This is a genomic window from Nocardioides okcheonensis, from assembly GCF_020991065.1.
In the GTDB taxonomy this organism is placed as follows: Bacteria; Actinomycetota; Actinomycetes; order Propionibacteriales; family Nocardioidaceae; genus Nocardioides; species Nocardioides okcheonensis.
This window is the reverse complement of record NZ_CP087710.1, coordinates 448259-473728: the sequence shown is the minus strand read 5'-3', so window position 1 is coordinate 473728 and position 25470 is coordinate 448259. Positions and strand designations below refer to the sequence as shown.

Here is a 25470-nt window from a genome sequence, read left to right as displayed (position 1 = left end):
GCGGGTCAGCTGCCCTTCTGGAAGATCTGGTCCATCTCGTCCGCGGCGGCGCTGCTGGCCTCCTCGACGCTCGCGTCGCCGGAGAGGATGCTCTGCAGCATCGCCGAGACGGTCTTCTTGCCCTGCACCTGGCCGTAGAGCGGCGTGACCGGCACGGACTTGCCGGCCTCGGAGAACTGCTCGGCGAACGGCGCGACCACCGGGTCGTCGGAGTCGGCGACCTCGGCGACGAGGTCGTTGGTGCCGGGGAAGAAGCCGGTCTGCTGGCCCCACTCCGCGCCGTACTCGCCGGTCGACATCAGGCGCACGAGCGCGAAGGCGAGGTCGGCGTCGTCGGTGGTGTCGAAGACACCGAGGTGGGAGCCGCCGAGGAACGACGGCGACAGGCCGCCGTCGGGGCCGGGGATCGGGAAGGCGCCGATCTTGCCCTCGAGGTCGGGGTTGGCCTCGACCAGCGCGGCCGGGGTCCAGCTGCCGGCGATCATCATGGCGACGTCGCCGCGGCTGAACGCGTCGGACAGGTCGGCCTCGTTCCACGTCGTGGCGGCCGGGGTCGAGAACCCGTGCTCGGTGGCGAGGCCGGTGTAGAAGGAGATGCCCTCCTGCGCCTCGGCCGAGTCGATCTGCGAGGTCCACGTGCCGTCCTCGTCGGCCGCCAGCTCGCCGCCGTTGCCCCAGACCCACGGGTACAGGCCGTACTCGCTGTCGCCGGGCACGGGGAAGGTGATCATGTCGGGATTGCTCTTCTTCAGCGTCTCCCCCACCTCGACCAGCTCGTCCCACGAGGTGGGCGGCTCGACGCCGGCCTGCTCGAAGACGTCGGTGCGGTAGATCACCGAGCGGACGCCGGCGTACCACGGCATGCCGTAGAGCCCGCCGTCGACGGTCCCGGCCTCCTGCAGCCCAGCGACCAGGTCGCCGTCGAGGCCGGCCTCGGAGACGGCGTCGGTGAGGTCGACCAGCGCGCCCGCGTCGGCGAACTCGGGGGTCCACGTGGTGCCGACCTCGGCCACGTCGGGGGTCGTGCCGCCGGCGATCGCCTTGACGAACTTGTCGTGGGCGTCGGCCCACGGGACCATCTGCACGTCCAGCTCGGCGCCGGTCTCCTCCTCGAACGCCTTGCCCAGGTCGTCGAAGTACGTGGTCGCGTCGGCGTTGGTGCCCTCCATGATCCACACGTCGAGCGTCTTGCCGCTCCCGTCGACGTCGCCACCGGCGTTGTCGATCGTGGTGTCACCGCCGCCGGTGCCGCCCGCGCAGCCCGCGCTCAGCAGGGCGAGGGCCGCCAGGGCCACCGATGCTCGTCGTTGCCTCATGCCGTTCCTTCTTTCGTCCGAGTGGTGTCGACCGGGTCCGCCGGCGACGGGGGGAAGATGTCGACGACGATCCGGTAGCGGTCGCCGCGGTAGGTGGAGCGGACGAACTCCGCGACCCGGCCGTCGGCCAGGCGCGAGGTCCGCTCGAAGAGGAAGACCGGGTCGCCCGCGGTGACGCCGAGCAGCCCGGCCTCCTCGGCCGGCACGAGCGCGGGCTCCACGCTCTGGGTGCCGGAGACGACGCGGGTGCCGTAGCGCTGCTCGAGCAGGTCGTAGAACGACGCGCCCTCGAGGTCGGCGCCGGTGAGGCCGGGCGCGACGCTGGCCGGGACGTGGAGGTCCTCCAGCGCCATCGGCACGTCGTCGGCGAGGCGGAGGCGGCGCACGCGCAGCACCTCGGTCTGCGCGGGGACGCCGAGCACGGCCGCGAGCATGGTGCCGGCCGGCGCGAGCCGGGTCGACACCGTGTGGCTGTCGGGTCGCAGCCCGCGCGAGCGCATGTCCTCGGAGAACGACGACACCGCCAGCCGCTGCGAGACCTTCTCCTGCCCGGCGACGAACGTCCCCGAGCCGGGCCGCCGCACGAGGCGCCCGTCGGCGACGAGGGTGTCGATCGCCCGGCGCAGGGTCATCCGGGCCACGCCGAGCTCCTGGGCGAGGACCCGTTCGGCGGGCAGCAGGTCGCCCGGGCCGAGGCTGCGCAGCCGGTCGTCGATGGCGGTGCGGAGCTGCTCCTGCTTGGAGCCGTCGGCACGCTCGAGGGTGGTCATCGCCCGCCCTTCGGGGAGTGGTGGTGGGAGGTGGTGGTGCGCGAGGCCGGGCGGCTCTCGCGGTGGGCCCGGTCGAGCGCGGTGACGACGTAGGTCGTGGTGGCGTCGGCGCGCTCCCCGGTCCACGACGTGGCACCGTCCGCGACGACCGCGACGAGGTGCTCGGCGTCGGCGAGGTCGCACGCCGAGGCGCGGCGGCCGGGGACGGCGTAGACGGCGTAGCGCTCGGCGTCACGCACCCCGCGCCAGTCCAGGCGCACGGAGTCGCGGCCCTCGCGGACCCGCAGGTGGCGCACGCCGTGCGGCGCGCGGCCCGGGACGTCCTCGGTGACCGGCAGCAGGGCCGGGCGCGAGTAGTGGTCGGCCTGGACGAGGTCCATGTGGCCGAGCCGGTTGGCGCGCACGTCCTTGGCGGAGAAGTAGATGTCGCCGTCGACCTCGGGGACGTCGCGGTTGAACGTGAGGTGGCGGCTCATCTCCTCGGGCTCGAGCCACGCCGGCGACTGGGCCGGGCTGACGCCGACCTTGTAGGTGGCCTGGCCGACGTAGAGCTGGACGTCGGTGTCGCGGACCTGGTCGGCCCACCACGGCACGAGGACGGCGTAGTCGGCGACGGCGAAGCCGATGTTCCAGTAGACCTGCGGCGCGACGTAGTCGAGCCACTCCTCGCGCACCCAGCGGCGGGTGTCGGCGTAGAGGTCGTCGTAGGTCTCGGCGCCCGCCTGGGTGGCCGAGCCCTCGGGGTCGGTGCCGGCGTTGCGCCAGACCGCGAACGGCGAGACGCCGAAGAGCACCCACGGCTTCGCCGCGTGGATCTGCTCGTCGAGGCCCTCGACGAGCAGGTCGGTGTTGTGGCGGCGCCAGTCGGCGCGGCCCTCGACGGTGTCGGGGAAGCCCGCACCGTGCGCGGCGAAGGTCGCGTCGTCGGGGAAGTCCTGGCCCGCGACCGGGTAGGGGTAGAAGTAGTCGTCGAAGTGGACGCCGTCGACGTCGTAGCGCTCGACGACCTCGAGGATCACGCGCGTGGTGAGCTCGCGGACCTCGGGCAGCCCGGGGTCGTAGTAGAGCTTGCCGCCGTACTCGACCACCCAGTCGGGGTGCTGCGCGGCGGGGCTGGACGGGTCGAGCGCGCTGCGGTCTGTGTCCATCGCGACGCGGTAGGGGTTGAACCAGGCGTGCAGCTCGAGGCCGCGCTCGTGCGCCTCGCGCACCGCGAAGGCCAGCGGGTCCCAGCCGGGGTCGGCGCCGGGCGTCCCGGTGAGGTAGCGCGACCACGGCTCGAGGTCGCTCGGCCAGAACGTGTCGGCGGTGGGCCGCACCTGCAGCACGACCGCGTTGAGGCCCCGGGCGGCGGCCTGGTCGTAGAGCGCGACGAGCTCGGCCTGCTGCTGGGCCGGGGTGAGCCCGGGACGCGACGGCCAGTCGATGTTGACCACGGAGGCGATCCAGTCGGCGCGCATCTGCCGCTTCGGCGTGGCGTCCGAGGGGGTGCACCCGTGGCCGTTCCCGGTGCCCGGGTGGTGGCGGGTGGCGGGGTCCGCCGGTGCGGCGCCCGGCACGGCGAGGCAGAGCCCGGTGGCGAGGACGGCGGCGGCGGTGAGCGAGGATGCAGGCCGGGTGCGGCGCGTGCGCGAGGTCATGGAGGGTTCCCTTCCCGAGATAGACCTTTGGTCTAGTCCAAACCTCCATCGAGGGTCGGGGCGTTGTCAACCCCCCGCGCGGGATCGGCCTTGGTGGCCCTCGGCAGGATCGTCACGTGCCAGAGGGACACACCATCCACCGCCTCGCGCGGCGCCATGCCCGCCTGCTCGGTGGGCAGCGGGTCACCGCCGACAGCCCGCAGGGTCGCTTCGAGGACGGCGCGAGGCTGCTCGACGGCCGCGTGCTGGACGCCACCGACGCGTGGGGCAAGCACCTGTTCCACCGCTACGACGAGCTGTGGCTGCACGTGCACCTCGGGCTCTACGGGAAGTTCCGCGACGGCACGCTGCCCGCTCCCCCGCCGCGCGGCGCGCTGCGCCTGCGGCTGCTGGGCGAGGAGTCCTGGCTGGAGCTGCGCGGGCCGAGCGCGTGCGAGGTGATGACCGACGCCGAGCGGAAGGCGGTGCTCGCCCGGCTCGGCCCCGACCCGCTGCGTCGGCGTCCCGACGTGGACGCCTTCGTCGACCGGGTGGGCCGCAGCCGGGCGCCGATCGGCCGGATGCTGATGGACCAGGCGGTCATCGCGGGCGTCGGCAACGTCTACCGCGCCGAGGTGCTCTTCCGGCAGCGGCTCGACCCGTTCCTCCCCGGCCGCCAGGTCGAGGAGTCGCGGGTGCTCGCGGTCTGGGACGACCTCGTCGACCTGCTGCGCGCCGGCGTCCGGGCCGGCCGGATCGTCACCACCCGGCCCGACGACCGCGAGCGCCCGGCGGGTCGCCCGCGCCGGGTCGACGCCCACTACGTCTACGGACGGGCAGGCCTGGCGTGCCGGGTCTGCTCGACCCCGGTGCAGGACGCGCTCGTCGCGGCGCGGCGGCTGTTCTGGTGCCCGGTGTGCCAGGCCTGATCAGCGCGCCGTGACGGTGACGGTCCCCGCCTCCGCGCTGGTCGCCTCGTAGGACGCGCTGGCGGCCACGGCGGCCCGCACGACGCCGCTGGCCGAGGGTCGGGTCGCGAGCGACCAGGCGCCGTCGGCACCGGTCCGCGCCGTCCCGAGCGAGGTGACCTTGGTGCTGGTCCTGCCACCCGACACCGACGTGACGGCCAGCGTGAGCGGCACCGACACCCCCGCCACCGGCAGCCGGGTGCCACCGACGACCCGGGTCACGGTGCCCGTGACCGTCACGACGTCGCCGCGACGTGCGGTGGTCGTGCCGAGGGCGGCGCCCAGCGCCACGGAGCACCGTGCGACGCCGACCGACTGCGACACGGGCGTGGCCGCCGGCCAGGTCGGCAGCGGCCGCGTGGTCGTGCGGAACGTGGTCGCCACCGACATCGACGCCGACATGGTGGCGTAGCCCGTCACGTCGCTGGTCGCCGTGAGCGACGTGCTCGTCGCGCCGACGGTCTTGACGACGGCGGCCGCGAGCCCCTTGATCGGCCGCTGCGTGGCGCTGTCGACGACGTACGCCTGGACGGGCGTGGGCGCCCCGGTGCACGCCGACGCCGTCGGGGTGGTGGCCGAGGACTGGCCCGCGATCACCGACCGGACCGTGACGGTGCGGGGCGAGGTGGCGAAGGTGAGCGGGCTGGTGACGACCTTCGTCGCTCCGGTGCTGTCGGTGACGGTGGCGGTGACGGTCGTCGCGGCCGTGCTGCTGGCGGCGCACGTCACGTCGGTCTGGACGCCCGTCGGGTTGCTGAGCGTGCACGCGGACGAGCCGGCCTTCCAGGCCACGGACCTCAGCGTCCGGCCGTCGGGGACCGCGGGCGCCACGCTCGCCTGGGTGGCGAGGCCGGGGACCGCCGGGTTGTTGACGCTGAGCACCGCCCCGAGGACGGTCGGCCGACCGGGCTGCCCGTTGGCTCCCCCGCCGACGAGGAACCGGGAGTCGGCGGAGTTCCAGTGGGTGTCCAGCCAGGAACCGGGGTCGGGGAAGGTCGAGTAGTAGTCGTCGACGTTGCAGTCCAGCAGGTACTCGCGCGACCGGTCGCAGACCTGCTGCATCGCCCGGCCGCCGCCGTCGGCGTAGCACATGGTGTCGGACTCGTCGAAGCAGTGGCTCTGGGAGGTGCCGTGCGGGGCGGCCGGGGACACGCCGCCCAGGGTGTGCAGCAGCTCGTGGGCCTCGATCGAGCTCTGGTTGCTGCCGTCGCCGTGGCCCCAGCACGGGCTGTCGACGCGCGCGTACTGCGGGTAGTAGCCGTTGTTCGGGTTGGCCTGGCCGTCGGCGTCGGAGGAGTAGCGGATGGCGACGCCGCAGATCCCCTTGCCGTAGGTGTCGGCCCACATCAGGTACTTGCGCTCCGGCTTGTCGTAGCCGAGCGCGCGGACCGCGCTCATCGTCGCGTTGAACGTAGCCATCGAGCCGGCGGGGACGGTCACGTTGAGGACCGAGGCGACGCACCCGCCGCCACCGGCCTCGGTGACGTATCGGACGTGGCGCACGCCGCCGGTGACCGCGGCCGAGCGGTTGAAGACGTCGTCGACGCCGGCCGCCCAGGTCTGGATGTCGCGCTCGACCTGCGCGTAGCGGTTGGTGGCGCCGGCCTCCACGACGTACATCGCCTGGGTGCGGTAGCCGGAGGTGCCGTCACCGTCGCACACGACGTCGGGCGAGGTGACGGCGACGCTCGGCGCCGCCGCGACACCGAGGTCCTCGGCGGCCGCGACCGCACGAGCGCCCACGCCCTCGCGGGCGTGCAGCTCGGCGGTCGGGACCGGCTCGTCGAGGTCGACCCCGGGAGGCGGGACGTCGGCGTGGGCGCAGGCCGTCGCGCCGTCGACGACAACCATCTCGGCGCCGGGGCCGCAGGCCGGACCCAGCTCGAGGCGCGGCAGCACCACCGTCACCGCAGCGATCGCCGCGGTGCCGATCGCGAGGGCGCCGAGGACGGCGACGACGGTCCTGCGCCCGGCCTCCGGGCGGGGTCGGGCGGGGTCGACGCTCATGGTCGAGGATTGTCCGGGCGCGCAGCACCGCGCCGTCGCGGAACACCCGGACCGGGGCCGAAGGTCCCCGCTGCGACCCCCCGGTCAGGCGCCGACGTAGTCCTTCAGGTGCGTCCCGGTCAGGGTCGGCTGCGCCGCCCTGACCATCTCGGTCGGCGTGCCCTCGAAGACGACGGTGCCGCCGTCGTGGCCCGCGCCCGGGCCGAGGTCGATGATCCAGTCGGCATGAGCCATCACGGCCTGGTGGTGCTCGATGACGATGACGGACTTCCCGGAGTCGACGAGGCGGTCGAGCAGGCCGAGGAGGTTGGCGACGTCGGCGAGGTGCAGGCCGGTGGTCGGCTCGTCGAGGACGTAGACGTCGCCCTTGTCCCCCATCTGGACGGCGAGCTTGAGCCGCTGCCGCTCGCCACCGGAGAGCGTGGTGAGCGGCTGGCCGAGGGTGATGTAGCCGAGCCCGACGTCGACGAGGCGCTCGAGGACCTTCACCGCGGCGGGGATCCGCGCCTCGCCGTCGCTGAAGTGGGCCAGCGCGTCGTCGACGGACATCTCGTGGACCTCGGCGATGTCCTTGCCGCCGAGGGTGTGCTCGAGCACCTCCGCCCGGAACCGGCGGCCCTCGCACTCCTCGCACGGCGACTCGACCGTGGCCATCGGGCCGAGCTCGGTGAAGATCACGCCCGCGCCGTTGCAGGTCGAGCAGGCGCCCTCGGAGTTCGCGCTGAACAGCGACGGCTTCACGCCGTTGGCCTTGGCGAACGCCTTGCGGATCGGCTCGAGGAGCCCGGTGTAGGTCGCGGGGTTGCTGCGGCGCGAGCCCTTGATCGCGCCCTGGTCGATCACGATGACGTCGTCGTGGCCGGCGAGGGAGCCGTGGACCAGCGAGCTCTTTCCGGAGCCGGCGACGCCGGTGACCACGGTCAGCACGCCGAGCGGGACGTCGACGTCGACGTCCTTCAGGTTGTGGGTGCTCGCGCCGCGGACCTCGATGACGCCGCTCGCGCCGCGCACCGAGTCCTTGAGCCGGGCCCGGTCGTCGAGGTGCCGGCCGGTGGTCGTGCCGCTGGCACGCAGACCGTCGACGTCGCCCTCGAAGCACACCGTGCCGCCGCCCGAGCCCGCTCCGGGACCGATGTCGACGACGTGGTCGGCGATCGCGATGGTCTCGGGCTTGTGCTCCACCACGAGCACGGTGTTGCCCTTGTCGCGCAGCTGGAGGAGCAGGTCGTTCATCCGCTCGATGTCGTGCGGGTGCAGGCCGATGGTCGGCTCGTCGAAGACGTAGGTCACGTCGGTGAGCGACGAGCCGAGGTGCCGGATCATCTTGGTGCGCTGCGCCTCGCCGCCCGAGAGCGTGCCGGCCGGGCGGTCGAGCGAGAGGTAGCCCAGGCCGATCTCGGAGAACGAGTCGAGCAGGTGCTGCAGGCCCGTCAGCAGCGGCCCGACCGACGGCTCGTCGAGCTCGCGCACCCAGTCGGCGAGGTCGCTGATCTGCATCGCGCAGAGGTCGGCGATGGACTTCCCGCCGATCTTCGACGACCTGGCCTCCGGCGTCAGCCGGGTCCCGTCGCACTCCGGGCAGGTCTGGAAGGTGACCGCGCGCTCCACGAACCGCCGCACGTGCGGCTGCATCGCCTCGGGGTCCTTCGACAGCATCGACTTCTGGATCTGCGGGATCATCCCGGTGAAGGTGAGGTTGACGCCCTCGACCTTGAGCTTGGTCGGCTCCGACCACAGCATCGTCTCGAGCTGCTTCTTGGTGAACGACCGGATCGGCTCGTCCATCGGCAGGCCCATGCCCTCGAAGAGCCGGCCGTACCAGCCGTCCATCGAGTAGCCCGGGACGGTGAGCGCGCCGTCGCGCAGCGACTTGTCCTCGTCGTAGAGCGCGGTGAGGTCGATGTCGTTGACCTTGCCCATGCCCTCGCAGCGCGGGCACATGCCGCCGAGGTAGACCTCCTGCTTGGCGACCTTGCGCTGGGTGCGCCCGCCCTTCTCGGTGGTCATCATCCCGCTGGCCTTGCGGGTCGGGACGTTGAACGAGTACGCCGTGGGCGGGCCGACGTACGGGTCCCCGAGGCGACTGAAGAGGATCCGCAGCATCGCGTTGGCGTCGGTCGCGGTGCCGACGGTCGAGCGGGGGTTCGCGCCCATCCGCTCCTGGTCGACGATGATCGCGGTGGTCAGGCCCTCCAGGCGATCGACGTCGGGTCGCGCCAGCGTCGGCATGAAGCCCTGCACGAACGCGCTGTAGGTCTCGTTGATGAGCCGCTGCGACTCGGCGGCGATGGTCGCGAACACCAGCGAGCTCTTGCCGGAGCCCGACACCCCGGTGAACACCGTGAGCCGGCGCTTCGGGAGGTCGACGTCGACGTCCCTGAGGTTGTTCTCGCGCGCCCCCTGCACGCGGATCACGTCGTGGTCGTCGGCGGCGTGTGTCGTCGTCATCGCTGGCTGTCTCCCGTGGTCGCTGCCCGCTCCGGTGGCTGCGGGTCATCCTGCCAGTTCTGACGGACAGCGGGCCGCGGGTGTGACCGCCCGTGCGGATGGTGCGTGGCCGTCCGGCCGCGTGCGACTGTCGACGGCATGACCGACCACGACGACCAGCTCGGGACCGTTGCCGAGATCATGCGCAAGACCGACATCGCCGTCCTCACCTACCTGTCCACCGAGGGCGCGCTCGTCTCCACGCCGATGGGCACCCAGGACTTCGAGGAGCCGGGCACCACCTGGTTCCTCACCGAGGCGAGCTCGGACAAGGTGCGCGCGATCGAGGCCGACCCGCGGGTCAACGTGGCGTACTCCAGCAAGGCGGGCTGGGTCTCGCTGTCCGGGACCGCGACGGTGAGCCGCGACCGCGACAAGCTGCACGAGCTGTGGGACGCCTCGGCCGGCGCGTTCATGAGCGGTGGCCCGGACGACCCCGACAACGTGCTGCTCGAGATCGACGGCGCGACCGCGGAGTACTGGGAGTCCCCCGGCAAGGTGACCGCGGTCGTCCAGATGGCCAAGGGGCTGGTGCGCGACTCCCGTCCCGACCTCGGCGACAACGACACCGTGCTGCTCTGACGTGCTGGTCGACGCGCACGGCCCGGCCCACCCCGACGAGGTGTGGCGTCGCTTCACGACGCCCGCGGAGTGGTCGGGCTGGGCGCCGCTGATCCAGCGCGTCGACTGCGCGGACGACGTGGTGCGGTCCGGCACGACCGGGGTCGTCCACGGACCGGGACCGGTGGCGGTGGACTTCGAGGTGACCGACGTCGACCCGGTCCTGCGGACCTGGACCTGGCGGGTCTCCCTCGCCGGGGCGTCCGTGACCATGGACCACCACGTGCTGCCCGCGCCGGGTGGCGGCAGCCGCGCGCAGCTGCGGGTCCGTCCGCCGGCGACCGCGTTGCTGCAGCCCTACCGCGTGCCCGCAGCCGGTGCCCTCCGTCGCCTCGTCGGCGAGGCCGGCGAGCACACCGGTGGGTCCGCGCCCGAGCCGGTCCGGACGTTCGACCTCGCCTTCGCCCGGGCGTACGCCCTCGCCGGCAGGCCGTTCGGGATCACTCCCGCGACCACGACGGTCGAGGTCGGCCCGCAGTGGCTCTACGTCCGCTACGGCCCGTGGCGGCTGGCGACGCCGCGGGCCAACATCGCCTCCGCCGAGCCCAGCGGCGGCTTCTCCTTCGTGAGGACCGCCGGTCCCCCGCACCTGTCGCTCGCCGACCGGGGCGTCTCGTTCACCACGAACGGCGACGCCGCGCTCTGCCTGACGTTCCGCGATCCGGTCCCGGCGATCGACCCGACCGGCGTGATCCGCCACCCCGGCGCCACGATCTCGGTCGCCGACCCGCACGCGCTGGCCGAGGAGCTGGGGTTCGGGGTCTGAGGAGACCGACGCCGGGTGTCGGTGCCTTCTTCTACACTCGAACACATGAGCGACACCCTCCTCGACCTCGACGCACGCGGCCTCCTGGCCGCGGCGGCGGGCGCGGTCCGGGAGCGCCGGCTGGCCGAGGTGCGTGACCTCGAGCTGCTCGCGCAGTGGGCGGCGGTGCACTCGTCGGACCCGACCGACGGGCCGGACGGTGCTCGTGCCCGGCGGGTCGGCAACGTGCTCGTCGAGCTCGGTGGCGAGGGCACGCCGCGCGTCCAGGACTTCTGCCTCGGCCAGATCGCGCTCGCACGGGGCACCGGCGTCACGGCCACGACGAACGCACTGGCCGACGTGCTCGACCTCCAGCACCGGCTCCCCCGGACCTGGGCCGTCGTGCGCAGCGGCGAGGCCGAGGTGTTCGTGGCGCGCCGGGTCGCGCGCCTCTCCCGGCACGTCCCGGCCGACCGGGTCGGCGTGGTCGACTCCGCGGTCGCACGGATCATCGCCCACGAGGCCGGCGGGCGGGTCCTCGCGGTGGCCGAGGCCAAGATCATCGAGGCCGCCCCCGCGCTCCACGACGAGCGGGCGGAGGCCGAGCGGGCCAGGCGGTACGTCGGCTACGGCCGCACCGACGAGCACGGGCTGCGCACGGTCATCGCCCGCATCGAGGCGGGCGACGCGGCATGGATCAAGGCGACGCTCGAGCGCGTGGTGGAGATCCTCTCCCCCACGCACCCGGACACCTGCGCCGACGAGCTGCGCGCGATCGCCTTCGGCTACCTCGCTCGCCCCGCCGAGCTGCTCCGGCTGCTGCTCGAGCACGCCGACCCCACGCTCGACGTCGACCTCGGGTCCGAGGGCGCTGACAGCCGGGCGACCGCGTTCCCCGAGGACCTGCTCGACGCCCTTCGCGAGGCGGACCTGTCAGCGCTGCGGCCGAGGGCCGTCCTCCACGTCCACCTGCACGAGGCCGCGCTCGCCGGCGCCGCGGCCGTCGCCCGGGTCGAGGGCCTCGGTCCGGTCCCGCTCTCCGCGCTGTGCCGGCTGCTCGGCCGCACGAAACTGGTGGTGCGGCCCGTCCGGGACCTGTCGTCCCGCGTCCGCTCGACCGCCTACGAGCACCCGGAGTCGCTGAAGGAGCAGACCTACCTCCGCACGGCGGGCGACTACTGGCCCTACGCCACCTCGATGAGCCGTGACGTCGACTACGACCACCCCACGCCCTACGACGACACCGGACCGCCGGCCAGACCGCAGACCGGCTCCCACAACTCCGGTCCCCTCGGCCGCCGTCACCACAGGTGGAAGACCCACGCGGGCTACAGGTCACGCCAGTGCGGCGACGGTCGCTATGTGTGGACCACGCCCGACGGCATGGCGTTCCTCGTCGACCACCTCGGCACGCACCGGATCCATCCGGACCGCGCGCGGGCGATCATCGAGGCACCTCCCGGGGTGGACATCTACTTCGCCTGAACCCAGGCACGCCATGCGGCAGTTCCGGTCGTTTGCGTCAGCCTTGCGTCGAAGCCGGTGGCACCGGCGCCTCGACGTCGACTTCGTAGTCGTCCGGGATGTGGTGGCGTGGGGCGCCCCCGACCGGCCATGCCTTTGCGTCGGTGTCCACCACGGCGACCACGACGCCGTTGACGTCCCCTGCGGGCACTGGGCCCAAAGCGCGGGAGTCGACAGCGACGTCCCGTGCATCGCCGAGGAGGAAGAAGGTGTTGTCAGGAACCTTCACGGGGCCGAAAGGCTGGGCGCGAAGTCCTGACACGTAGGGATCGGCAACCGGCTGCCCATTGACGGTGACCGTGCACGACGACGAGGAGGCCGCGGGGCGACACGCGACTGTGTCGCCTGCGGTGCCGAGCACTCGGAGAATCGACTGGACGTCCTGGCCGTCGATGTCGAGAACGACATGAACGACGTCGAGCGATACGGGCGCGAGATCGCGATTGACGACGACCGACGACCCCGCAGGCACCGTGGACTCCATGACCGCGCTCGGCTGCCGGTACTCGTAGTAGGGACCACCACCGACGGTCGCGGCGGCTACAGAGCCGACGAGGACTGCGCTAGCGGCGACCCCGCCGAACATGCGGTGGCCTCGGCGGCGTCTCTTCGTCCGCTGAAGCACTGCGGAGGCTAGCCACGGTGAGGCGACACTCTGCGAGTAGGCCTTTCCTGCCAGGTCCCGGAGGGCCGTCTCGGCGTCACCGCCGGGCCTCTCGACGCTCATGTCGGTGCTCATGCTGAGGCTCCTTCGTAGGGGTCGGGAAAGTCAGCTGGCGAGCGGTCCGTGGATACGTGACCGTCCGAGTCGCAGCGCTGGTACGCGGCCTCACGACGCTCGTAGTTCTCTCGGAGCCGCTCGAGCCCCCGCGCGAGGTTGCTCTTCACGGTTCCCGGCGCGCAACGCATGAGCGTCGCCGTCTCTGCCTCCGAACAGCCCTCGACCACTCGGAGCACGACGGTGACGCGCTGGCGCGGGGGAATGTCCGCGAGAAGTTCCTCAATGGACTCGCGCACTAGCGTCGCGCTCGGTTGGTTCTCGACCGGGTTGTCCGCCACCCGCCCGAAGGTGGTGAGCATCGGGATCAGGTGCCTGCGTCTGGCGCGGTCGCGGGCAATGTTGACGAGGGCCTTGCGAACGTAGGCCGTCGGGGCTTCAAGACCACGGTGCCAGTGCTTGGTCAGCCTCATCAGCGCAACTTGCAGTGCGTCCTCGGCCTCTCCAGGGTCACCAAACAGAAGCTGCGCGAAGATCATCAGGCGCGGGCTGGAACTCGTGACGAACTCCGTGAACGCCCGCTCTTCGTCGCTGTTCATGACCTTTTCAACGAGGCCCTTCCGTGGTCGGTTGCATTCGCCTGGGACGAGTTCACAGCTGCTCACGTTCGTCCAGGGGTGTGCCGCACGTGTCGCCCCGCGCAGGCGGGGTCCGCTCATCGCCATGAGTGGACGCCCTCAACGCGGCAGATCCGGACGTTGGCGGGCAGCAAGCCAGACGCCGTCGTGTCTGTTTTGTCGGACTAGGGTCAAGTCATGGAGAGCCGAGCCGAGTGGCGGGGCGACATCAGTCCTCCCGCGCGACTGCTTGCCACGGACTTCGTTCTCCGAGCAATCTCGCAGGCTGACTGGGCCATCGAAGCGGAACTATCTCGTGACCCCCAAGTCGTGCAATGGACCCACCATCCGGAGAGCATGGACGAATTGGCTGCACGCGAGCGGATCCGGCATTACGAGAAGCGAGCGGCCGAGGGTGCCACGCAACGGTTCGTGATCCTCGATGACCACGGAGACTCGCTGGGCACCTGCGGTATTGGCAGGCTTATGGAAGAGACGCCCGAAGTTTTCTACACCCTGCTTGAGCGGGGTCGTGGGCGGGGCGCCGCGACACAGGCGGCCACCGCACTCAGTCAGTGGGCGACGACCAACGGATGCCGTTCGGTGGCGCTGGTAACTATCGAGGGCAACGAGCCGAGCGAGAGAGTCGCGCTGCGGGCGGGGTTTGCTCGTGCCGAGCGATTTGAAGGTGACCACCGAGGCAAGCCCGTTCGGTTAACCCGCTGGCTGCGTCACAGCAACGCATACTGAATAGCCGGTGGGCCTGGCCTGAGCCGAGGTCCCAAGTGCGGCGCTCGGCGACACGCCCCAACTACCGGACATCGGCCGATCCGGTCGAGCTGACCACGCCACATTCGGCGGTTCGGTGGGGCAAGGCGCTCGTCCCACCTGGTGCCAGGTCGGGTCTGCGTGTTCGCGCACCGGTGTCGGGCGCGGCCGAGCGCGCACGGCGGCAGATGCTGTGCTAGACGTACTCGGCCGGCGGGTCGTGGAAGTCCCCACCAGGAAAAGGTCCGGCCACCTCGTCGATCTCGAGTCCGGTGAGGCCCGCCTCGCGGATGGCACCGCGTACGTCCTCGTTGATCGCCACCCTTCCCGTCCGACGATGCATGAGGAAGCTGTGCACCGGGCCCGGCCTGTCGAGCTCTTCGAGCACGGCCAGGTAACCAGGGACAGGTGACCCGTCGCGGAGGCGTACGTCCGCGGGCCACGTCTGCAGCCGCGCGCCGCTCGCCTCCATGACCGCGCAGAGGCCCTCGCTGTAGACCTTCAAGCCGGCTCCGTACTGCCACAGCGCGTCGACCAGCCGCGTGCCGCGGTGACCTCGCAGAGGCGCGAACCACCACTCCACGCCCGAGACGCCGGGTGGACCGGCCTGGTCGAGGACCTCGTGGACCGGTCTGCCCGACCCGTCGTGCCACATACCCAGCTCAGGACGTGTCGGACCAGAGGGTGCTACCCACAGGTCCCTCGTCGCGGCCTTCGGCGCCATCGAGTACCACTGCACGACGCCACCGTAGACGTGACCTCCCCGTGGATCCGTGTGAGGACACCAGGACCCCACCGTTCCCGGACCCCACGGCGTGGCGCCGCGACGGCACCGGCCGCCTGCTGACAGTCTGCGTCACCGGAGCGGGCGCGGCCCGCGAGGCACCGGGGGGACCGTTGGCTGACACCGTCATCGAGACGAGCGCGCTGCGCAAGGAGTTCCGGTCGCGCCGCGGCCAGCTCCGCGTGGCCGTCGCCGGGCTGGACCTCTCGGTCCCCGAGGGCGGGGTGCACGGCTTCCTCGGCCCCAACGGGTCCGGGAAGACCACGACGATCCGGATGCTCCTCGGCCTCGCCGCCGCCACGTCGGGCTCCATGCGCCTCTTCGGCACCGAGGTCCCCCACCAGCTCCCGTCGGTGATCGACAGGGTCGGCGCCGTGGTCGAGATGCCGAAGTTCCTCCCCAACTTCACCGGCCGGCAGAACCTCGAGCTGCTGGCCAGGACCCGCAGCATCGCCCCGGCGCGGATCGACGCGGCGGTGGAGACCGTCGGGCTGACCGGTCGCGACGGCGACCGCTACAAGTCGTACTCGCTCGGGATGAAGCAGCGGCTCGCGATCGCCGCGACGCTGCTCAAGGACCCACGCCTGCTGATCCTCGACGAGCCCACCAACGGGCTCGACCCGTCGGGCATCCGCGAGATCCGGGAGACGATCACAGCCCTCGGCGAGCAGGGCGTGACCGTGCTGCTCAGCTCGCACATCCTCGCCGAGGTGCAGCAGGTGTGCGACGGCGTGACGATCATCGGCAACGGCCGGATGCTCGCCAGCGGCCGCGTCGAGGACCTGCTCGGCGTGAGCGCGGGCCACCGCGTCGTGGTCGCCGACCCCGAACGCGCCGCGGCGGTCCTGGAGGGTGTCGGCCTCGCTGCGACCCGCGACGGCGAGGCGCTGCGGGTCGAGACCGACCGCCCACCCGAGGACATCACCAGGACACTGGCGGCCGAGGAGATCTGGGTGCGCGAGCTCGGACCGTTGCGGGCCGACCTCGAGACCGTGTTCCTCCAGCTCACCGAGGGCGAGGCGCTAGGCCAGGCCGGCCAGGCCGGCCGCGACTCCGCTCCCGAGGGCGGTGACGACGCATGATCGCGCTCGTCCGGACCGAGCTGACCCGGCTGCGCTGGCGGCGCGCGGTCCTGGTGCTCCTCGCGGCCGCGGTGGTCGTCCCGCTCCTGATCGCGGTGGGCACCGCGTGGTCGACCCGGCCGTACTCCGACGCCGAGGTCGCGCAGGCCCGCGAGCTGGCCCGGTCTCAGCCGGGCTTCGACCGCGAGGTCCGTCGCTGCGAGAAGCACCCGCGCCGCACGGGCGTCGCCGATGCCGCCGACTGCGAGGACCAGGTCGTCGAGTGGTGGAGCGGGCTCTACCGCCAGCCGCTCGACCTGCGCGAGCAGCTCCGCGAGTCCAGCATCGGCGCGGCGAGTGTCCTGCTCGCGCTCGCGGTGCTGATGGGTACGACGTTCGCGGGCGCCGACTGGGCGTCGGGGTCGATGAGCAACCAGCTCCTCTTCGAGCCCCGCCGACTGCGGGTGTGGCTGGCCAAGGGAATCGCCGTCGGACTGGTCGCCACGCTGCTCTCGGCGGTCGTGATGACGCTCTACTGGCTCGCTCTCGCCGGGGTCGCGGCGTCCCGCGACATCGCGGCACCACCCGGCGTCACCGGCGAGATCGCGTGGCAGGTCGCCCGCTGCACGTTCCTCGCAGCGGTCGGGGCCGGGGCGGGGTACGCCCTCACGATGCTCTCGCGGAGCACCGTCTTCACCCTCGGGGTCGTCTTCGCCGTCTCCGCGGTCGGCACCATGCTCGTGGCCGCGCTGCCGCTCGGGGAGGACAAGGAGCGCTGGTTCCCGCCGACCAACCTGCTGGCCGTCCTCCAGGGCCGCGCCACCTACTACCGGCCCCCGCCGGCGGAGTGCTCGCTGCCGGGAGCCGATCCCGCCACGTGGGACGCAGCGATGCAGCGGATGTGCAACGGCACCGGAGTGGTGACGCTCTGGCAGGGCCTCCCGTACGTCCTGGTGCCGGTGGTGCTCGTCGTGGTGCTGAGCCTCTGGTCGTTCCGCAGGCGCGACGTCTGACCGCTGGCGACCTACGAGCGCTCGACCTCGAGCCCGAGCCACTCCCCCAGCGCGTCGACCTCGTCGTCGACCCGTCGCCGCCGCGCGGTCGACCAGTCGCCGTCCTCGTGGACCGCGTCGACGACGAGCACGCCGGCCTCCCGGTCGGCCGTCGCGTCGACCTTGCCGACCAGCTCGTCGCCGTCGAGCACCGGCATCGCCCAGTAGCCCCAGCGCCTGGCGGCGGCGGGCTTGTACATCTCGAGCTGGTAGTCGAAGCTGAAGAGCTCCTCCATCCGCTTGCGGTCGAAGACCAGCCGGTCCAGCGGCGAGAGGATTACGGTGCGGCCCTCGAAGTCGTCGTCGAGCAGGGTCGGGTCGACCCGCCAGGTGCCCCGGACGCCCTCGACGCGAGCGGCCTCGCCGACGTGGCGGACGTCGTAGGGCTCGTGCCACGCCTCCAGCGCCCGGGGACGGGCCAGCCCGAGGGCGCGCAGCCGACGCCGGGCCAGCTCGACGTGCGCCTCCTCGGCCGGCACGGGCGGGTCGCCCGGGTGCACCCGCGAGGCGAGGTCCCACCGGCGCTCGCGCCCCTCGCGCGAGGCGACCGCGACCTCGCCGCGCGCCTCGAGGCACTCCAGCAGCTTCATCACGTTCTTGTCGTTGGTCCACCCGCTCGAGCGCCACGGCACCTCGCACGTGTCGGGAAGGTCGCGCGCGGCGGTGGGGCCCTCGGCGCGCAGGTGCGCCAGCACGTCGCGGCGGCACCCGTCGTTGGCCGCCACCCAGTCGGCGAGGTCCTCCTGCCACTCCTTCAGCGGCGGCTCCCCGGGCCACGCGTCCATGTCGGCGCGGAACAGCGCGACGTCCTCGGCCGGCCGCAGGAGCGCCTGGAGCTCGACGACGGCGCCGTCGCCGAGGAGCTCCTCGAGGTCGCCGGGCGCGTAGCCCGGTCCGAGACGGCTCCAGAGCGCGAGGTCGGCGTGGTGGGCGACGACCCGCGTGAGGTCGACCTGCAGGAAGCCGAGGTGGCGCACGACGTCGAGGACGTCGGTCGGTCGGGGTGCCGACAGCAGCTGCGCGCGGACGGCGACCCGACGCGCCGCCTCCCGGGTCAGCTCGTGCACACCCCCGGCCGACATGCCCCGATCGTAGGACGTTGGCCATGGCCCGTTCGGGTCATTGGGCCCCGAAATGGGGCACTTCCCGCAATTTCGACGATGCTCGTCGGCTCCCGGTGCCACCCTCGAAGACATACCAGGCGATCGCCTCGGACCGCCGAACTGCTGTGGGGAGCACCATCATGTGGGACACCGTCGAGAGCCGATCGAGCCATCTGTCGCACGACCTGCCGTGCAGCGCGTGCGGCCACGCCGGCCACACCTACCTGCCCTGCTCGGACTCGTGCGACTGCGCGCACGGCCAGCTCCTCACCGCCGTCTGACCTACCGCTGCCGGACGCCGTCGCGCACCTTGTCGCGCACCCGCCGCCGCAGCCCCCGACCGAACCGCTGCCGCACCGTCTCGTGCGCCGGCGGACGTCCGTCCTCGTCGATCTCGTAGCTCGCCACCTTCGCCAGCCGCGGCCGGTCGTGCTCGCGCACCACCTCGCCGGTGACCCACCACATCCTCAGGCCCCGGCCGGCGAGCTGCAGGCAGGCGAGGTTGTTGTCGAACCACGGGCCCTCGGCGTAGCGCCAGGTCAGCGGCGCGTCCGGCACCCGGGCCGACTTCGACGCGAGCCTGCCGACCGGCCCCGCCACGCCGTAGGACAGCACGGCGGTCGCGAAGCGCATGTTGCGCGAGAGCGGGTTGCGGATCGGTGAGCACACGGCCTGCAGCAGCGTCGACTGCAGCCGCCGGTGCCGGTCCGCGGGCCGTGCCTCGCTGACGTAGCTGTGGTGCACGTCGCCCGACAGGAACGTCACCGTCGACGGTGCGCGACCGCGCCGGCCGTCAGCCACCTCGAGGACCTGCGAGCAGACCTCCTGGAAGCTCCGCTGGAACGCGCCCCAGTGCTCGAGGTCGACGGTCTGGCGCAGCTTCTCGCCGACGCGGGCGCCCCGGTCGCCCCACGTGCCGCCGGCGAGGGCCTCGCCGAACGCCTCGAGGTGGTGCAGCCCGCGCGCGAGCAGGAACGGCAGCGACGTGGCGACAAGGAGGTGGTCGACGTCGCCGCGCAGGTGCGCGTCGAGCCACGACGCCTCGTCGGGGTCGAGCAGTGCACGATTACCCTCCTCGAGCTGGCGCGCGGCCCGCGAGTCGACGACGACCAGGCGGGCCTGGGTGTCGAAGTCGCGGGTGTAGCTCCAGCGGTAGGTCGACGGCTCCTGGTCGACGCGGGCGGCGAAGGCGTCGAGCGCGTCGCCGAGGTCGTGCTCGTCGTCCCCGTCGTGTGCCTGCACCTGCTGCCAGATCTCGTCCTGCGCCCGCTCGTCCGGCGACAGGTTGCCGAGGTGCTGGTGCACCCAGTAGGACGCCAGCCCAGCCACGATGCGTCCGTGCCACCACGACGTGGCCTCCATCTCGCGGCGCCACTCCAGCGAGGTGTTCCAGTCGTCGCGGATGTCGTGGTCGTCGAAGATCATCGCGCTCGGCACCGTCGACAGCACCCACCGGTTCGCCGGGTCGGTCCACGCCAGCGTGTAGAGGTGCGCGTACTCCTCGTAGTCCTGGAGCTCCTTCCAGGGCGGCTGCTCGATGTCGCGGCGCGACTCGATGAACGCCTGCATCTCGGCGGTGGTCTCGTCGGCGTAGACCTGGTCGCCGAGGAACAGCACGAGGTCCGGGAGCTGGGGTGCCAGGTCGGGGTCGCCGGGCTCGGCCGGGGCGACCTGGTCGGCCAGCCGGAGCGCCCACGCGCGGAGGGCGTCGACGCCGTGGGTGCGGTTGCCCTTCTCGTCGTGCGACACCGAGGTCCGGCACGAGCCGAACGCCATCCGCAGGGGGCGTCCCGCCTGCAGCGTCGAGATGACCGGCGCGGGGAACGGCGAGCCGGCCTCGGGCCACACCGGCTGGTCGTCGACGGCGACGGTGTAGGGCTCGCTCGTCCCGGGCTCGAGGTCGTCGAGCTCGACCAGCGCGTAGTGGTGGCCGTGCACGGCGAACGTCCGTGCGTGGGCCACCCGCTCGCCGCGCGTCACCGTCACCGTCGCGCGCTCGCGCGTCTCGACCCACACCGCCGCCGACGTCTCGTCGACGTGTCGGAGCAGGGGCCCGAGGACCAGCAGGTCGTCCGACCCGCTCACGGCTGCAGCAGCACCTTGGTCGCGCGACGCTCGTCCATCGCGCGGTAGCCCTCGGGCGACTGCGACATCGGGAGCGTCAGGTCGAACACCCGGCCGGGGTCGATCGACCCGGACAGCACCCGCTCGAGCAGGTCGGGCAGGTAGTGGCGCACCGGCGCGATGCCTCCGGCCAGGCCGACGTTCTTCTGGAACATCCGGCGCACCGGGAGCTCCACGCCGTGCGGCACGCCGACGAAGCCGACGGTGGAGCCGGGGCGGGCGATCGCGAAGGCGGTCTTCATCGACTCGTCGGTGCCGACGCACTCCAGCACCGCGTCGGCGCCGACGCCCCCGGTGAGCTCGGCGATCCGCTCGCCGCCCTCCTTGCCGCGCTCGGCGACGACGTCGGTGGCGCCGAAGGCGCGGGCGATCTCCTGGCGGGTCTCGTGACGCGACATCGCGATCACCCGCTCGGCGCCGAGCTCGACCGCGGCGAGGACCCCGCACAGGCCGACCGCGCCGTCGCCGACGACCACGGCGGTGCCGCCGGGTCGCACGCCCGCGGACACCGCGGCGTGCCATCCGGTCGGGAAGACGTCCGAGAGCGTCAGCAGCGAGGGGATCAGCGCCTCGTCGGGCATCCCGTCGGTCTTCACCAGGCTGCCGTCGGCCTGGGTCACGCGCGCGTACTCCCCCTGGCCGCTCGAGGTGAACCCGCCGTCCGGGCAGGCCGACTGCACGCCGGCGAGGCAGTGCGGGCAGGTGTTGTCGCTGTGGCAGAACGGCACGATCACGAAGTCGCCGGGGCGGAAGTCCCTGACGTCCGTGCCGACCTCCTCGACGACGCCCACGCACTCGTGGCCGATCGTCGCGCCCGGGTCGATGTCGTTGTGGCCGCGGTAGGGCCAGAGGTCGGAGCCGCAGATGCAGCCGGCGACGACCTTGACGATCGCGTCGGTCGGCTCCTCGATCGTCGGGTCGGCGACCTCCTCGAAGCGGATGTCACCGGGGGCGTGGATGGTCGTTGCGCGCATGCTCGGATCCTGCCACGCGGCCGGTACCGGCGGTACGTCCGGGAAGGCGGGCCGGACGTGCGCCGCTCCACCCCGGCACGTCGAGTCTGGCGTTATCTCATATCTGAGATACCGTGGTCGGCATGGCTGACTACAAGGGTCGCATCGGCAACCTCATCCGCGACGCCCGCAAGCACCGCGGGCTCACCCAGCACCAGCTCGCCGAGCTGCTCGGCACGAGCCAGAGCGCGATCAACCGGATCGAGAAGGGCCACCAGAACCTCTCCCTGGAGATGCTGGCGCGCATCGGCGCGGCCCTCGACTCCGAGATCGTCGCGCTCGGCGCCGGCCCGACCCACCTGCGCGTCGACGGCCCCACCACCCTGTCCGGCTCGATCGACGTCAAGACGTCGAAGAACGCCGGGGTGGCGCTGCTGTGCGCGTCCCTGCTCAACAAGGGGCGTACGACCCTGCGCAAGGTCGCGCGGATCGAGGAGGTCAACCGGCTCCTCGAGGTGCTGAACTCCCTCGGCGTCACCACCCGCTGGCTCAACGAGGACAACGACCTCGAGATCATCCCGCCGGCCGACCTCAACCTCGTCGCCATCGACGAGGCGGCCGCGCGCCGCACCCGCTCGGTGATCATGTTCCTCGGCCCGCTGCTCCACCGCTACGACGAGTTCAACCTGCCCTACGCCGGCGGCTGCAACCTCGGCGAGCGGACCGTCGAGCCGCACATGTCGGCCCTGCGTCCCTTCGGCCTCGAGGTGAAGGCGACCGACGGCGCCTACCACGCGAGGGTCAACCGGGCGATCGAGCCGGTGCGGCCGATCGTGCTGACCGAGCGCGGCGACACCGTCACCGAGAACGCCCTGATGGCCGCGGCGCTGCACCCCGGCACCACCGTGATCCGCAACGCCTCGTCCAACTACATGGTCCAGGACCTCTGCTTCTACCTGCAGAAGCTCGGCGTCCAGGTCGAGGGCATCGGCTCGACCACCCTGCGCGTCACGGGCAGGGAGTCGATCGACGTCGACGTCGACTACGCCCCCTCGGAGGACCCGATCGAGGCGATGTCGCTGCTCGCCGCGGCGATCGTGACCAAGTCCGAGATCACCATCCGCCGGGTCCCGATCGAGTTCCTCGAGATCGAGCTCGCGACCCTCGAGGAGATGGGCTTCCGCTACGACCGCTCCGAGGAGTACGTCGCGCTCAACGGCGAGACCCGGCTGGTCGACCTCACCACGTACCCCTCCGAGCTGCGCGCGCCGCTCGACAAGATCCACCCGATGCCGTTCCCCGGCCTCAACATCGACAACCTGCCGTTCTTCGCCGTCATCGCCGCCGTCGCCGACGGCCAGACGCTGCTGCACGACTGGGTCTACGAGAACCGCGCGATCTACCTCACCGAGCTCAACAAGCTCGGCGCCCAGGTCAAGCTGCTCGACCCGCACCGCGTGCTGGTGGAGGGGCCGACCCACTTCTCCGGCGCGGAGATCGTCTGCCCGCCCGCGCTGCGCCCGGCGGTCGTGCTGCTGATCGCGATGCTGGCCTCGAAGGGCCGCAGCGTGCTGCGCTCGACCTACGTCATCCACCGCGGCTACGAGGACCTCGCCGAGCGGCTCAACGAGCTCGGCGCGAACATCGAGACGTTCCGTGACATCTAGTTGAAGAGCGTCTCCACCCAGGCCCGCGACTGCTTGCCGACCGCGGGCGGGGCGGTCATGTCGGCGGTGATCCGCGGCATCGGGGCGGTGTGCTGACCGGCGTTGGCGTGCCAGTCGTTCTCGGCCTCCACGAGGACGCCGAGGTCGGCGCGCGCGAGGAACACGCCGTGCCCGTCGGGGCACTGGGCGACGGTGGCACCACCGAAGGTGCGCTCCTGCATCGCTGCGCCGCAGCGGGGACACGTCAGGCTCTCCATCTCCGTCTCCATCCTCCGAAGGTACTCCTGCCCCCATACTTCTGGGCGTGAACCCACCGGGCTACCTCGACGCGCCGCTCCCCCTCGCCTTCGCCCACCGGGGCGGTGCGTACCACCCCGAGATCGAGGGCCTGGAGAACACGCTCGCAGCCTTCCGGCACGCCGTCGCGCTCGGCTACACCTACCTCGAGACCGACGTGCACGTCACCCGCGACGGCGTCCTGCTCGCGTTCCACGACACCGTCCTGGACCGGGTGACCGACCGCACCGGCAGCGTCGCGGAGGTGACGTACGCCGAGGTCCAGCAGGCGCTCATCGGAGGGGCCGAGCCGGTCCCGACCCTCGCCGAGCTGTTCGACGCCTTCCCCGACGCCCGCTTCAACATCGACCTGAAGTCGGCCGGGGCCGTGGACGCCCTCGCCGCTTTCGTCGAGGAGCGGCGCGCGTGGGACCGGGTGCTGGTCGGATCGTTCTCGGCCCGCCGTCTCGAGGCGTTCCGCCGACGCACACGGGGACGCGTCGCCACGTCCGCCCACCCGCTCGAGGTGGCGGCCTTCGTAATCTCCCCCACCGCCGCGGTGGCCCGGCTGCTCACCCGCGGGCAACCCCGGGCCCTGCAGGTCCCGCACCGGCAGGGTGCGTTCGTGGTCGCGTCCGAGCGACTGGTCAGGCGGGCGCACGCCGCCGGCCTGCAGGTGCACGTCTGGACCATCGACGACCCGATCGAGATGAACCTCCTCCTCGACCGTGGCGTTGACGGCATCATGACCGATCGCACGGACATACTCAGGGACGTGCTCCGCGCACGCGGACAGTGGAGAGGTGACTCATGAGCCCGACCGACGGCAGCCACACCGGCGGCATCGCCGACCTCCGGCCGCTCGCGCACGCGAAGGAGCAGAAGGCCTGGTACTGGTACGACTGGGCCAACAGCGCGTACGTCACCACCGTCAGCACGGTGCTCTTCGCGCCCTACATCATCGCGATCGCCAAGGAGGCCGCGGTCGACAACCGGATCTCCCTGCTGGGGATCTCGGTCGCGCCGGGCTCGCTGCCGTCCTACCTCGTCACGATCTCGACGATCATCTCCGCGATCGTGCTGCCCCTGATGGGTCCGGTCGCCGACCGCACCGCCAACAAGAAGCGGCTGCTGGCGGTCTTCGCCTGGCTCGGTGCGCTCAGCGGGTCACTGATCTTCTTCGCGACCGGCTCGAACTGGCAGATCGGCGCCCTCGGCTTCTTCCTCGCCAACATCTTCCTCGGCGCCTCGCTGGTGGTGAACGACTCGATCCTGCCGCTGATCTCCGACGAGGAGAACCGCGACCGGGTGTCGTCGCGGGGCTGGGCGTGGGGCTACCTCGGTGGTGGCCTGCTGCTGGCGGTCAACCTCGCCGTGGTGACCCTGCTGCCGTTCGGCCTGTCGACCGGCGAGGCGGCGCGCCTCAGCATGCTGTCGGCCTGCATCTGGTGGGCCGCGTTCACGCTGATCCCCTACCTCCGCCTGAGCAACCACCAGCCCGTGCCGCTCGCGGACGCCGACGGCGGCAGCGGCGGGATCTTCGCGCAGAGCTTCGGCCAGCTGGGCAAGACGCTGCGCGAGCTCCCGCGCTACCCGGTGGCACTGAACTTCCTGCTGGCCTACCTCTTCTTCAACGACGGCATCCAGACGGTGATCGCCTCGGCGTCCACCTACGGCTCCGAGGAGCTCGGGTTCGGGCAGTCGGTGCTGATCGGCACGATCCTGCTCGTGCAGTTCGTGGCGTTCGGCGGGGCGCTCGCCTTCGGCCGGCTCGCGAAGCGGTTCGGCTCGAAGCACACGATCCTCGGCGGGCTCGGCGTGTGGATGGTGATCGTCACCGCCGCGCTGTTCCTCCCCGAGAAGGGCCTGGTGCCGTTCCTGCTGCTCGGCGTGGCCATCGGCGTCGTCCTCGGCGGCACCCAGGCGCTCGCCCGGTCGTACTTCTCGCTGCTCATCCCGCGCGGCAAGGAGGCTGAGTACTTCAGCTTCTACCACGCGATGGACCGCGGCACCTCGTGGTTCGGCACGCTCGTCTTCGGCCTGGTGTTCCAGCTCACCGACTCCTACCGGCCCGCCATCTTCGCCCTGATCGTGTTCTTCCTGCTCGGCGGGCTGCTGCTGCTGCGCGTCGACACCGAGCGCGGCATCCGCGACGCCGGCAACGAGGTCCCCGCGGTCATCTGAGCGCACTGCACCCTTGAGGGTGAAGTTCGTCTCGCCTGAGCGTGGGGGTTCCGCCGACGAATCCACGGAATGTGGCGCGTCCCGCTACCGTTGAAGGATCAAGAAG

Annotated in this window: 23 protein-coding genes; 11 read left to right on the top strand and 12 right to left on the bottom strand. The window is 72.0% G+C overall.

All coding sequences use genetic code 11. The annotated features are described in order from the left end of the window. Nucleotides 1–5: 5 nt before the first annotated feature. Genes LN652_RS02190 through LN652_RS02180 form a run of 3 tightly spaced genes read right to left on the bottom strand, consistent with a single transcriptional unit; the run spans nucleotide 6 to nucleotide 3726 of the window. A complete protein-coding gene (locus LN652_RS02190; protein WP_230443077.1) occupies nucleotides 6–1316 on the bottom strand; it encodes a sugar ABC transporter substrate-binding protein in 1311 nt (436 codons plus the stop codon). Further along, nucleotides 1313–2086: a GntR family transcriptional regulator gene (locus LN652_RS02185; RefSeq protein ID WP_230443076.1), complete on the bottom strand. Its 774-nt coding sequence runs from the start codon at nucleotides 2084–2086 to the stop codon at nucleotides 1313–1315. The genes LN652_RS02190 and LN652_RS02185 overlap by 4 nt, the downstream gene beginning before the upstream one ends. Then, nucleotides 2083–3726, bottom strand: coding sequence for a glycoside hydrolase family 10 protein (locus LN652_RS02180; protein ID WP_230443075.1), 1644 nt, complete (start codon nucleotides 3724–3726; stop codon nucleotides 2083–2085). Before LN652_RS02180 ends, LN652_RS02185 begins: the two co-directional genes overlap by 4 nt. Nucleotides 3727–3842: 116 nt before the next feature. Between LN652_RS02180 and LN652_RS02175 the strand changes: the two genes are divergently transcribed. Next, the gene (locus LN652_RS02175) at nucleotides 3843–4634 is read left to right on the top strand and encodes an Fpg/Nei family DNA glycosylase (protein ID WP_230443074.1); all 792 of its coding nucleotides are present in this window, start codon (nucleotides 3843–3845) and stop codon (nucleotides 4632–4634) included. Here the strand turns inward: LN652_RS02175 and LN652_RS21835 are convergent, their stop codons facing one another. Together LN652_RS21835 and LN652_RS02165 are read right to left on the bottom strand one after the other, a co-directional pair. Then, entirely contained in the window at nucleotides 4635–6680 is a 2046-nt protein-coding gene (locus LN652_RS21835; protein WP_268932220.1) for a hypothetical protein, read from the bottom strand. An 84-nt stretch (nucleotides 6681–6764) separates the two neighbouring features. After that, a complete protein-coding gene (locus tag LN652_RS02165) occupies nucleotides 6765–9128 on the bottom strand; it encodes an ATP-binding cassette domain-containing protein (RefSeq protein ID WP_230443073.1) in 2364 nt (787 codons plus the stop codon). Between the two features lie 138 nt (nucleotides 9129–9266). On the opposite strand from LN652_RS02165, the gene LN652_RS02160 reads away from it, so the two are divergent. Genes LN652_RS02160 through LN652_RS02150 form a run of 3 tightly spaced genes read left to right on the top strand, consistent with a single transcriptional unit; the run spans nucleotide 9267 to nucleotide 12018 of the window. Beyond that, nucleotides 9267–9749 (top strand): pyridoxamine 5'-phosphate oxidase family protein, encoded by a 483-nt coding sequence (locus LN652_RS02160; RefSeq protein ID WP_230443072.1) that lies wholly within the window; start codon nucleotides 9267–9269, stop codon nucleotides 9747–9749. Nucleotide 9750: 1 nt separating this feature from the next. Then, nucleotides 9751–10554: an SRPBCC family protein gene (locus tag LN652_RS02155; protein WP_230443071.1), complete on the top strand. Its 804-nt coding sequence runs from the start codon at nucleotides 9751–9753 to the stop codon at nucleotides 10552–10554. A 45-nt stretch (nucleotides 10555–10599) separates the two neighbouring features. Further along, nucleotides 10600–12018 (top strand): hypothetical protein, encoded by a 1419-nt coding sequence (locus LN652_RS02150; RefSeq protein ID WP_230443070.1) that lies wholly within the window; start codon nucleotides 10600–10602, stop codon nucleotides 12016–12018. Nucleotides 12019–12055: 37 nt separating this feature from the next. On the opposite strand, the gene lepB is transcribed toward LN652_RS02150, so the two are convergent. Both lepB and LN652_RS02140 read right to left on the bottom strand, forming a co-directional pair. Continuing rightward, nucleotides 12056–12796 (bottom strand): signal peptidase I, encoded by a 741-nt coding sequence (gene lepB, locus LN652_RS02145; RefSeq protein ID WP_230443069.1) that lies wholly within the window; start codon nucleotides 12794–12796, stop codon nucleotides 12056–12058. After that, nucleotides 12793–13374, bottom strand: a complete 582-nt coding sequence (locus tag LN652_RS02140; protein ID WP_230443068.1) for an RNA polymerase sigma factor — start codon at nucleotides 13372–13374, stop codon at nucleotides 12793–12795. The genes lepB and LN652_RS02140 overlap by 4 nt, the downstream gene beginning before the upstream one ends. A 216-nt stretch (nucleotides 13375–13590) precedes the next feature. On the opposite strand from LN652_RS02140, the gene LN652_RS02135 reads away from it, so the two are divergent. Then, nucleotides 13591–14142 carry a GNAT family N-acetyltransferase gene (locus LN652_RS02135; protein ID WP_230443067.1) on the top strand — a complete coding sequence of 184 codons (552 nt, stop codon included), beginning with the start codon at nucleotides 13591–13593 and terminating at the stop codon, nucleotides 14140–14142. 214 nt (nucleotides 14143–14356) lie between these two features. On the opposite strand, the gene LN652_RS02130 is transcribed toward LN652_RS02135, so the two are convergent. Beyond that, nucleotides 14357–14815 carry a hypothetical protein gene (locus tag LN652_RS02130; protein ID WP_230443066.1) on the bottom strand — a complete coding sequence of 153 codons (459 nt, stop codon included), beginning with the start codon at nucleotides 14813–14815 and terminating at the stop codon, nucleotides 14357–14359. 242 nt (nucleotides 14816–15057) lie between these two features. Here LN652_RS02130 and LN652_RS02125 point away from each other — a divergent pair, with 242 nt between their 5' ends. Then, entirely contained in the window at nucleotides 15058–16026 is a 969-nt protein-coding gene (locus tag LN652_RS02125; RefSeq protein ID WP_230443065.1) for an ABC transporter ATP-binding protein, read from the top strand. Continuing rightward, on the top strand, nucleotides 16023–17018 hold the full coding sequence (locus LN652_RS02120; RefSeq protein WP_230443064.1) for a hypothetical protein: 996 nt from the start codon (nucleotides 16023–16025) through the stop codon (nucleotides 17016–17018). The genes LN652_RS02125 and LN652_RS02120 overlap by 4 nt, the downstream gene beginning before the upstream one ends. Nucleotides 17019–17029: 11 nt before the next feature. On the opposite strand, the gene LN652_RS02115 is transcribed toward LN652_RS02120, so the two are convergent. Then, nucleotides 17030–18139: a DNA glycosylase AlkZ-like family protein gene (locus LN652_RS02115; RefSeq protein ID WP_230443063.1), complete on the bottom strand. Its 1110-nt coding sequence runs from the start codon at nucleotides 18137–18139 to the stop codon at nucleotides 17030–17032. Between the two features lie 161 nt (nucleotides 18140–18300). Here LN652_RS02115 and LN652_RS02110 point away from each other — a divergent pair, with 161 nt between their 5' ends. After that, the gene (locus LN652_RS02110) at nucleotides 18301–18441 is read left to right on the top strand and encodes a hypothetical protein (protein ID WP_230443062.1); all 141 of its coding nucleotides are present in this window, start codon (nucleotides 18301–18303) and stop codon (nucleotides 18439–18441) included. Nucleotide 18442: 1 nt separating this feature from the next. On the opposite strand, the gene LN652_RS02105 is transcribed toward LN652_RS02110, so the two are convergent. After that, complete coding sequence (locus LN652_RS02105) at nucleotides 18443–20245, bottom strand: alkaline phosphatase D family protein (RefSeq protein ID WP_230443061.1); 1803 nt, start codon at nucleotides 20243–20245, stop codon at nucleotides 18443–18445. After that, complete coding sequence (locus tag LN652_RS02100; RefSeq protein WP_230443060.1) at nucleotides 20242–21258, bottom strand: zinc-dependent alcohol dehydrogenase family protein; 1017 nt, start codon at nucleotides 21256–21258, stop codon at nucleotides 20242–20244. Before LN652_RS02100 ends, LN652_RS02105 begins: the two co-directional genes overlap by 4 nt. 122 nt (nucleotides 21259–21380) lie before the next feature. Between LN652_RS02100 and LN652_RS02095 the strand changes: the two genes are divergently transcribed. Further along, nucleotides 21381–22904: a helix-turn-helix domain-containing protein gene (locus LN652_RS02095; protein WP_230443059.1), complete on the top strand. Its 1524-nt coding sequence runs from the start codon at nucleotides 21381–21383 to the stop codon at nucleotides 22902–22904. On the opposite strand, the gene LN652_RS02090 is transcribed toward LN652_RS02095, so the two are convergent. Continuing rightward, complete coding sequence (locus tag LN652_RS02090; RefSeq protein ID WP_230443058.1) at nucleotides 22901–23173, bottom strand: TFIIB-type zinc ribbon-containing protein; 273 nt, start codon at nucleotides 23171–23173, stop codon at nucleotides 22901–22903. The two genes, LN652_RS02095 and LN652_RS02090, sit on opposite strands and share 4 nt — an antisense overlap. Before the next feature lie 35 nt (nucleotides 23174–23208). On the opposite strand from LN652_RS02090, the gene LN652_RS02085 reads away from it, so the two are divergent. Both LN652_RS02085 and LN652_RS02080 read left to right on the top strand, forming a co-directional pair. Beyond that, entirely contained in the window at nucleotides 23209–23994 is a 786-nt protein-coding gene (locus LN652_RS02085) for a glycerophosphodiester phosphodiesterase (RefSeq protein ID WP_230443057.1), read from the top strand. After that, nucleotides 23991–25364: an MFS transporter gene (locus LN652_RS02080; RefSeq protein WP_230443056.1), complete on the top strand. Its 1374-nt coding sequence runs from the start codon at nucleotides 23991–23993 to the stop codon at nucleotides 25362–25364. The genes LN652_RS02085 and LN652_RS02080 overlap by 4 nt, the downstream gene beginning before the upstream one ends. Nucleotides 25365–25470 lie beyond the last annotated feature (106 nt).

What these genes read in the sequence shown, in the direction of transcription:
- LN652_RS02090 (WP_230443058.1), bottom strand. Translation starts at nt 23,173, where the DNA reads ATGGAGACGGAGATGGAGAGCCTGACGTGTCCCCGCTGCGGCGCAGCG.
- LN652_RS02110 (WP_230443062.1), top strand. Translation starts at nt 18,301, where the DNA reads ATGTGGGACACCGTCGAGAGCCGATCGAGCCATCTGTCGCACGACCTG.
- LN652_RS02140 (WP_230443068.1), bottom strand. Translation starts at nt 13,374, where the DNA reads ATGAACAGCGACGAAGAGCGGGCGTTCACGGAGTTCGTCACGAGTTCC.
- LN652_RS02130 (WP_230443066.1), bottom strand. Translation starts at nt 14,815, where the DNA reads ATGTGGCACGACGGGTCGGGCAGACCGGTCCACGAGGTCCTCGACCAG.
- lepB (WP_230443069.1), bottom strand. Translation starts at nt 12,796, where the DNA reads ATGAGCACCGACATGAGCGTCGAGAGGCCCGGCGGTGACGCCGAGACG.
- LN652_RS02190 (WP_230443077.1), bottom strand. Translation starts at nt 1,316, where the DNA reads ATGAGGCAACGACGAGCATCGGTGGCCCTGGCGGCCCTCGCCCTGCTG.
- LN652_RS02180 (WP_230443075.1), bottom strand. Translation starts at nt 3,726, where the DNA reads ATGACCTCGCGCACGCGCCGCACCCGGCCTGCATCCTCGCTCACCGCC.
- LN652_RS02095 (WP_230443059.1), top strand. Translation starts at nt 21,381, where the DNA reads ATGGCTGACTACAAGGGTCGCATCGGCAACCTCATCCGCGACGCCCGC.
- LN652_RS02135 (WP_230443067.1), top strand. Translation starts at nt 13,591, where the DNA reads ATGGAGAGCCGAGCCGAGTGGCGGGGCGACATCAGTCCTCCCGCGCGA.
- LN652_RS02150 (WP_230443070.1), top strand. Translation starts at nt 10,600, where the DNA reads ATGAGCGACACCCTCCTCGACCTCGACGCACGCGGCCTCCTGGCCGCG.
- LN652_RS21835 (WP_268932220.1), bottom strand. Translation starts at nt 6,680, where the DNA reads ATGAGCGTCGACCCCGCCCGACCCCGCCCGGAGGCCGGGCGCAGGACC.
- LN652_RS02165 (WP_230443073.1), bottom strand. Translation starts at nt 9,128, where the DNA reads ATGACGACGACACACGCCGCCGACGACCACGACGTGATCCGCGTGCAG.
- LN652_RS02080 (WP_230443056.1), top strand. Translation starts at nt 23,991, where the DNA reads ATGAGCCCGACCGACGGCAGCCACACCGGCGGCATCGCCGACCTCCGG.
- LN652_RS02185 (WP_230443076.1), bottom strand. Translation starts at nt 2,086, where the DNA reads ATGACCACCCTCGAGCGTGCCGACGGCTCCAAGCAGGAGCAGCTCCGC.
- LN652_RS02115 (WP_230443063.1), bottom strand. Translation starts at nt 18,139, where the DNA reads ATGTCGGCCGGGGGTGTGCACGAGCTGACCCGGGAGGCGGCGCGTCGG.
- LN652_RS02120 (WP_230443064.1), top strand. Translation starts at nt 16,023, where the DNA reads ATGATCGCGCTCGTCCGGACCGAGCTGACCCGGCTGCGCTGGCGGCGC.
- LN652_RS02100 (WP_230443060.1), bottom strand. Translation starts at nt 21,258, where the DNA reads ATGCGCGCAACGACCATCCACGCCCCCGGTGACATCCGCTTCGAGGAG.
- LN652_RS02160 (WP_230443072.1), top strand. Translation starts at nt 9,267, where the DNA reads ATGACCGACCACGACGACCAGCTCGGGACCGTTGCCGAGATCATGCGC.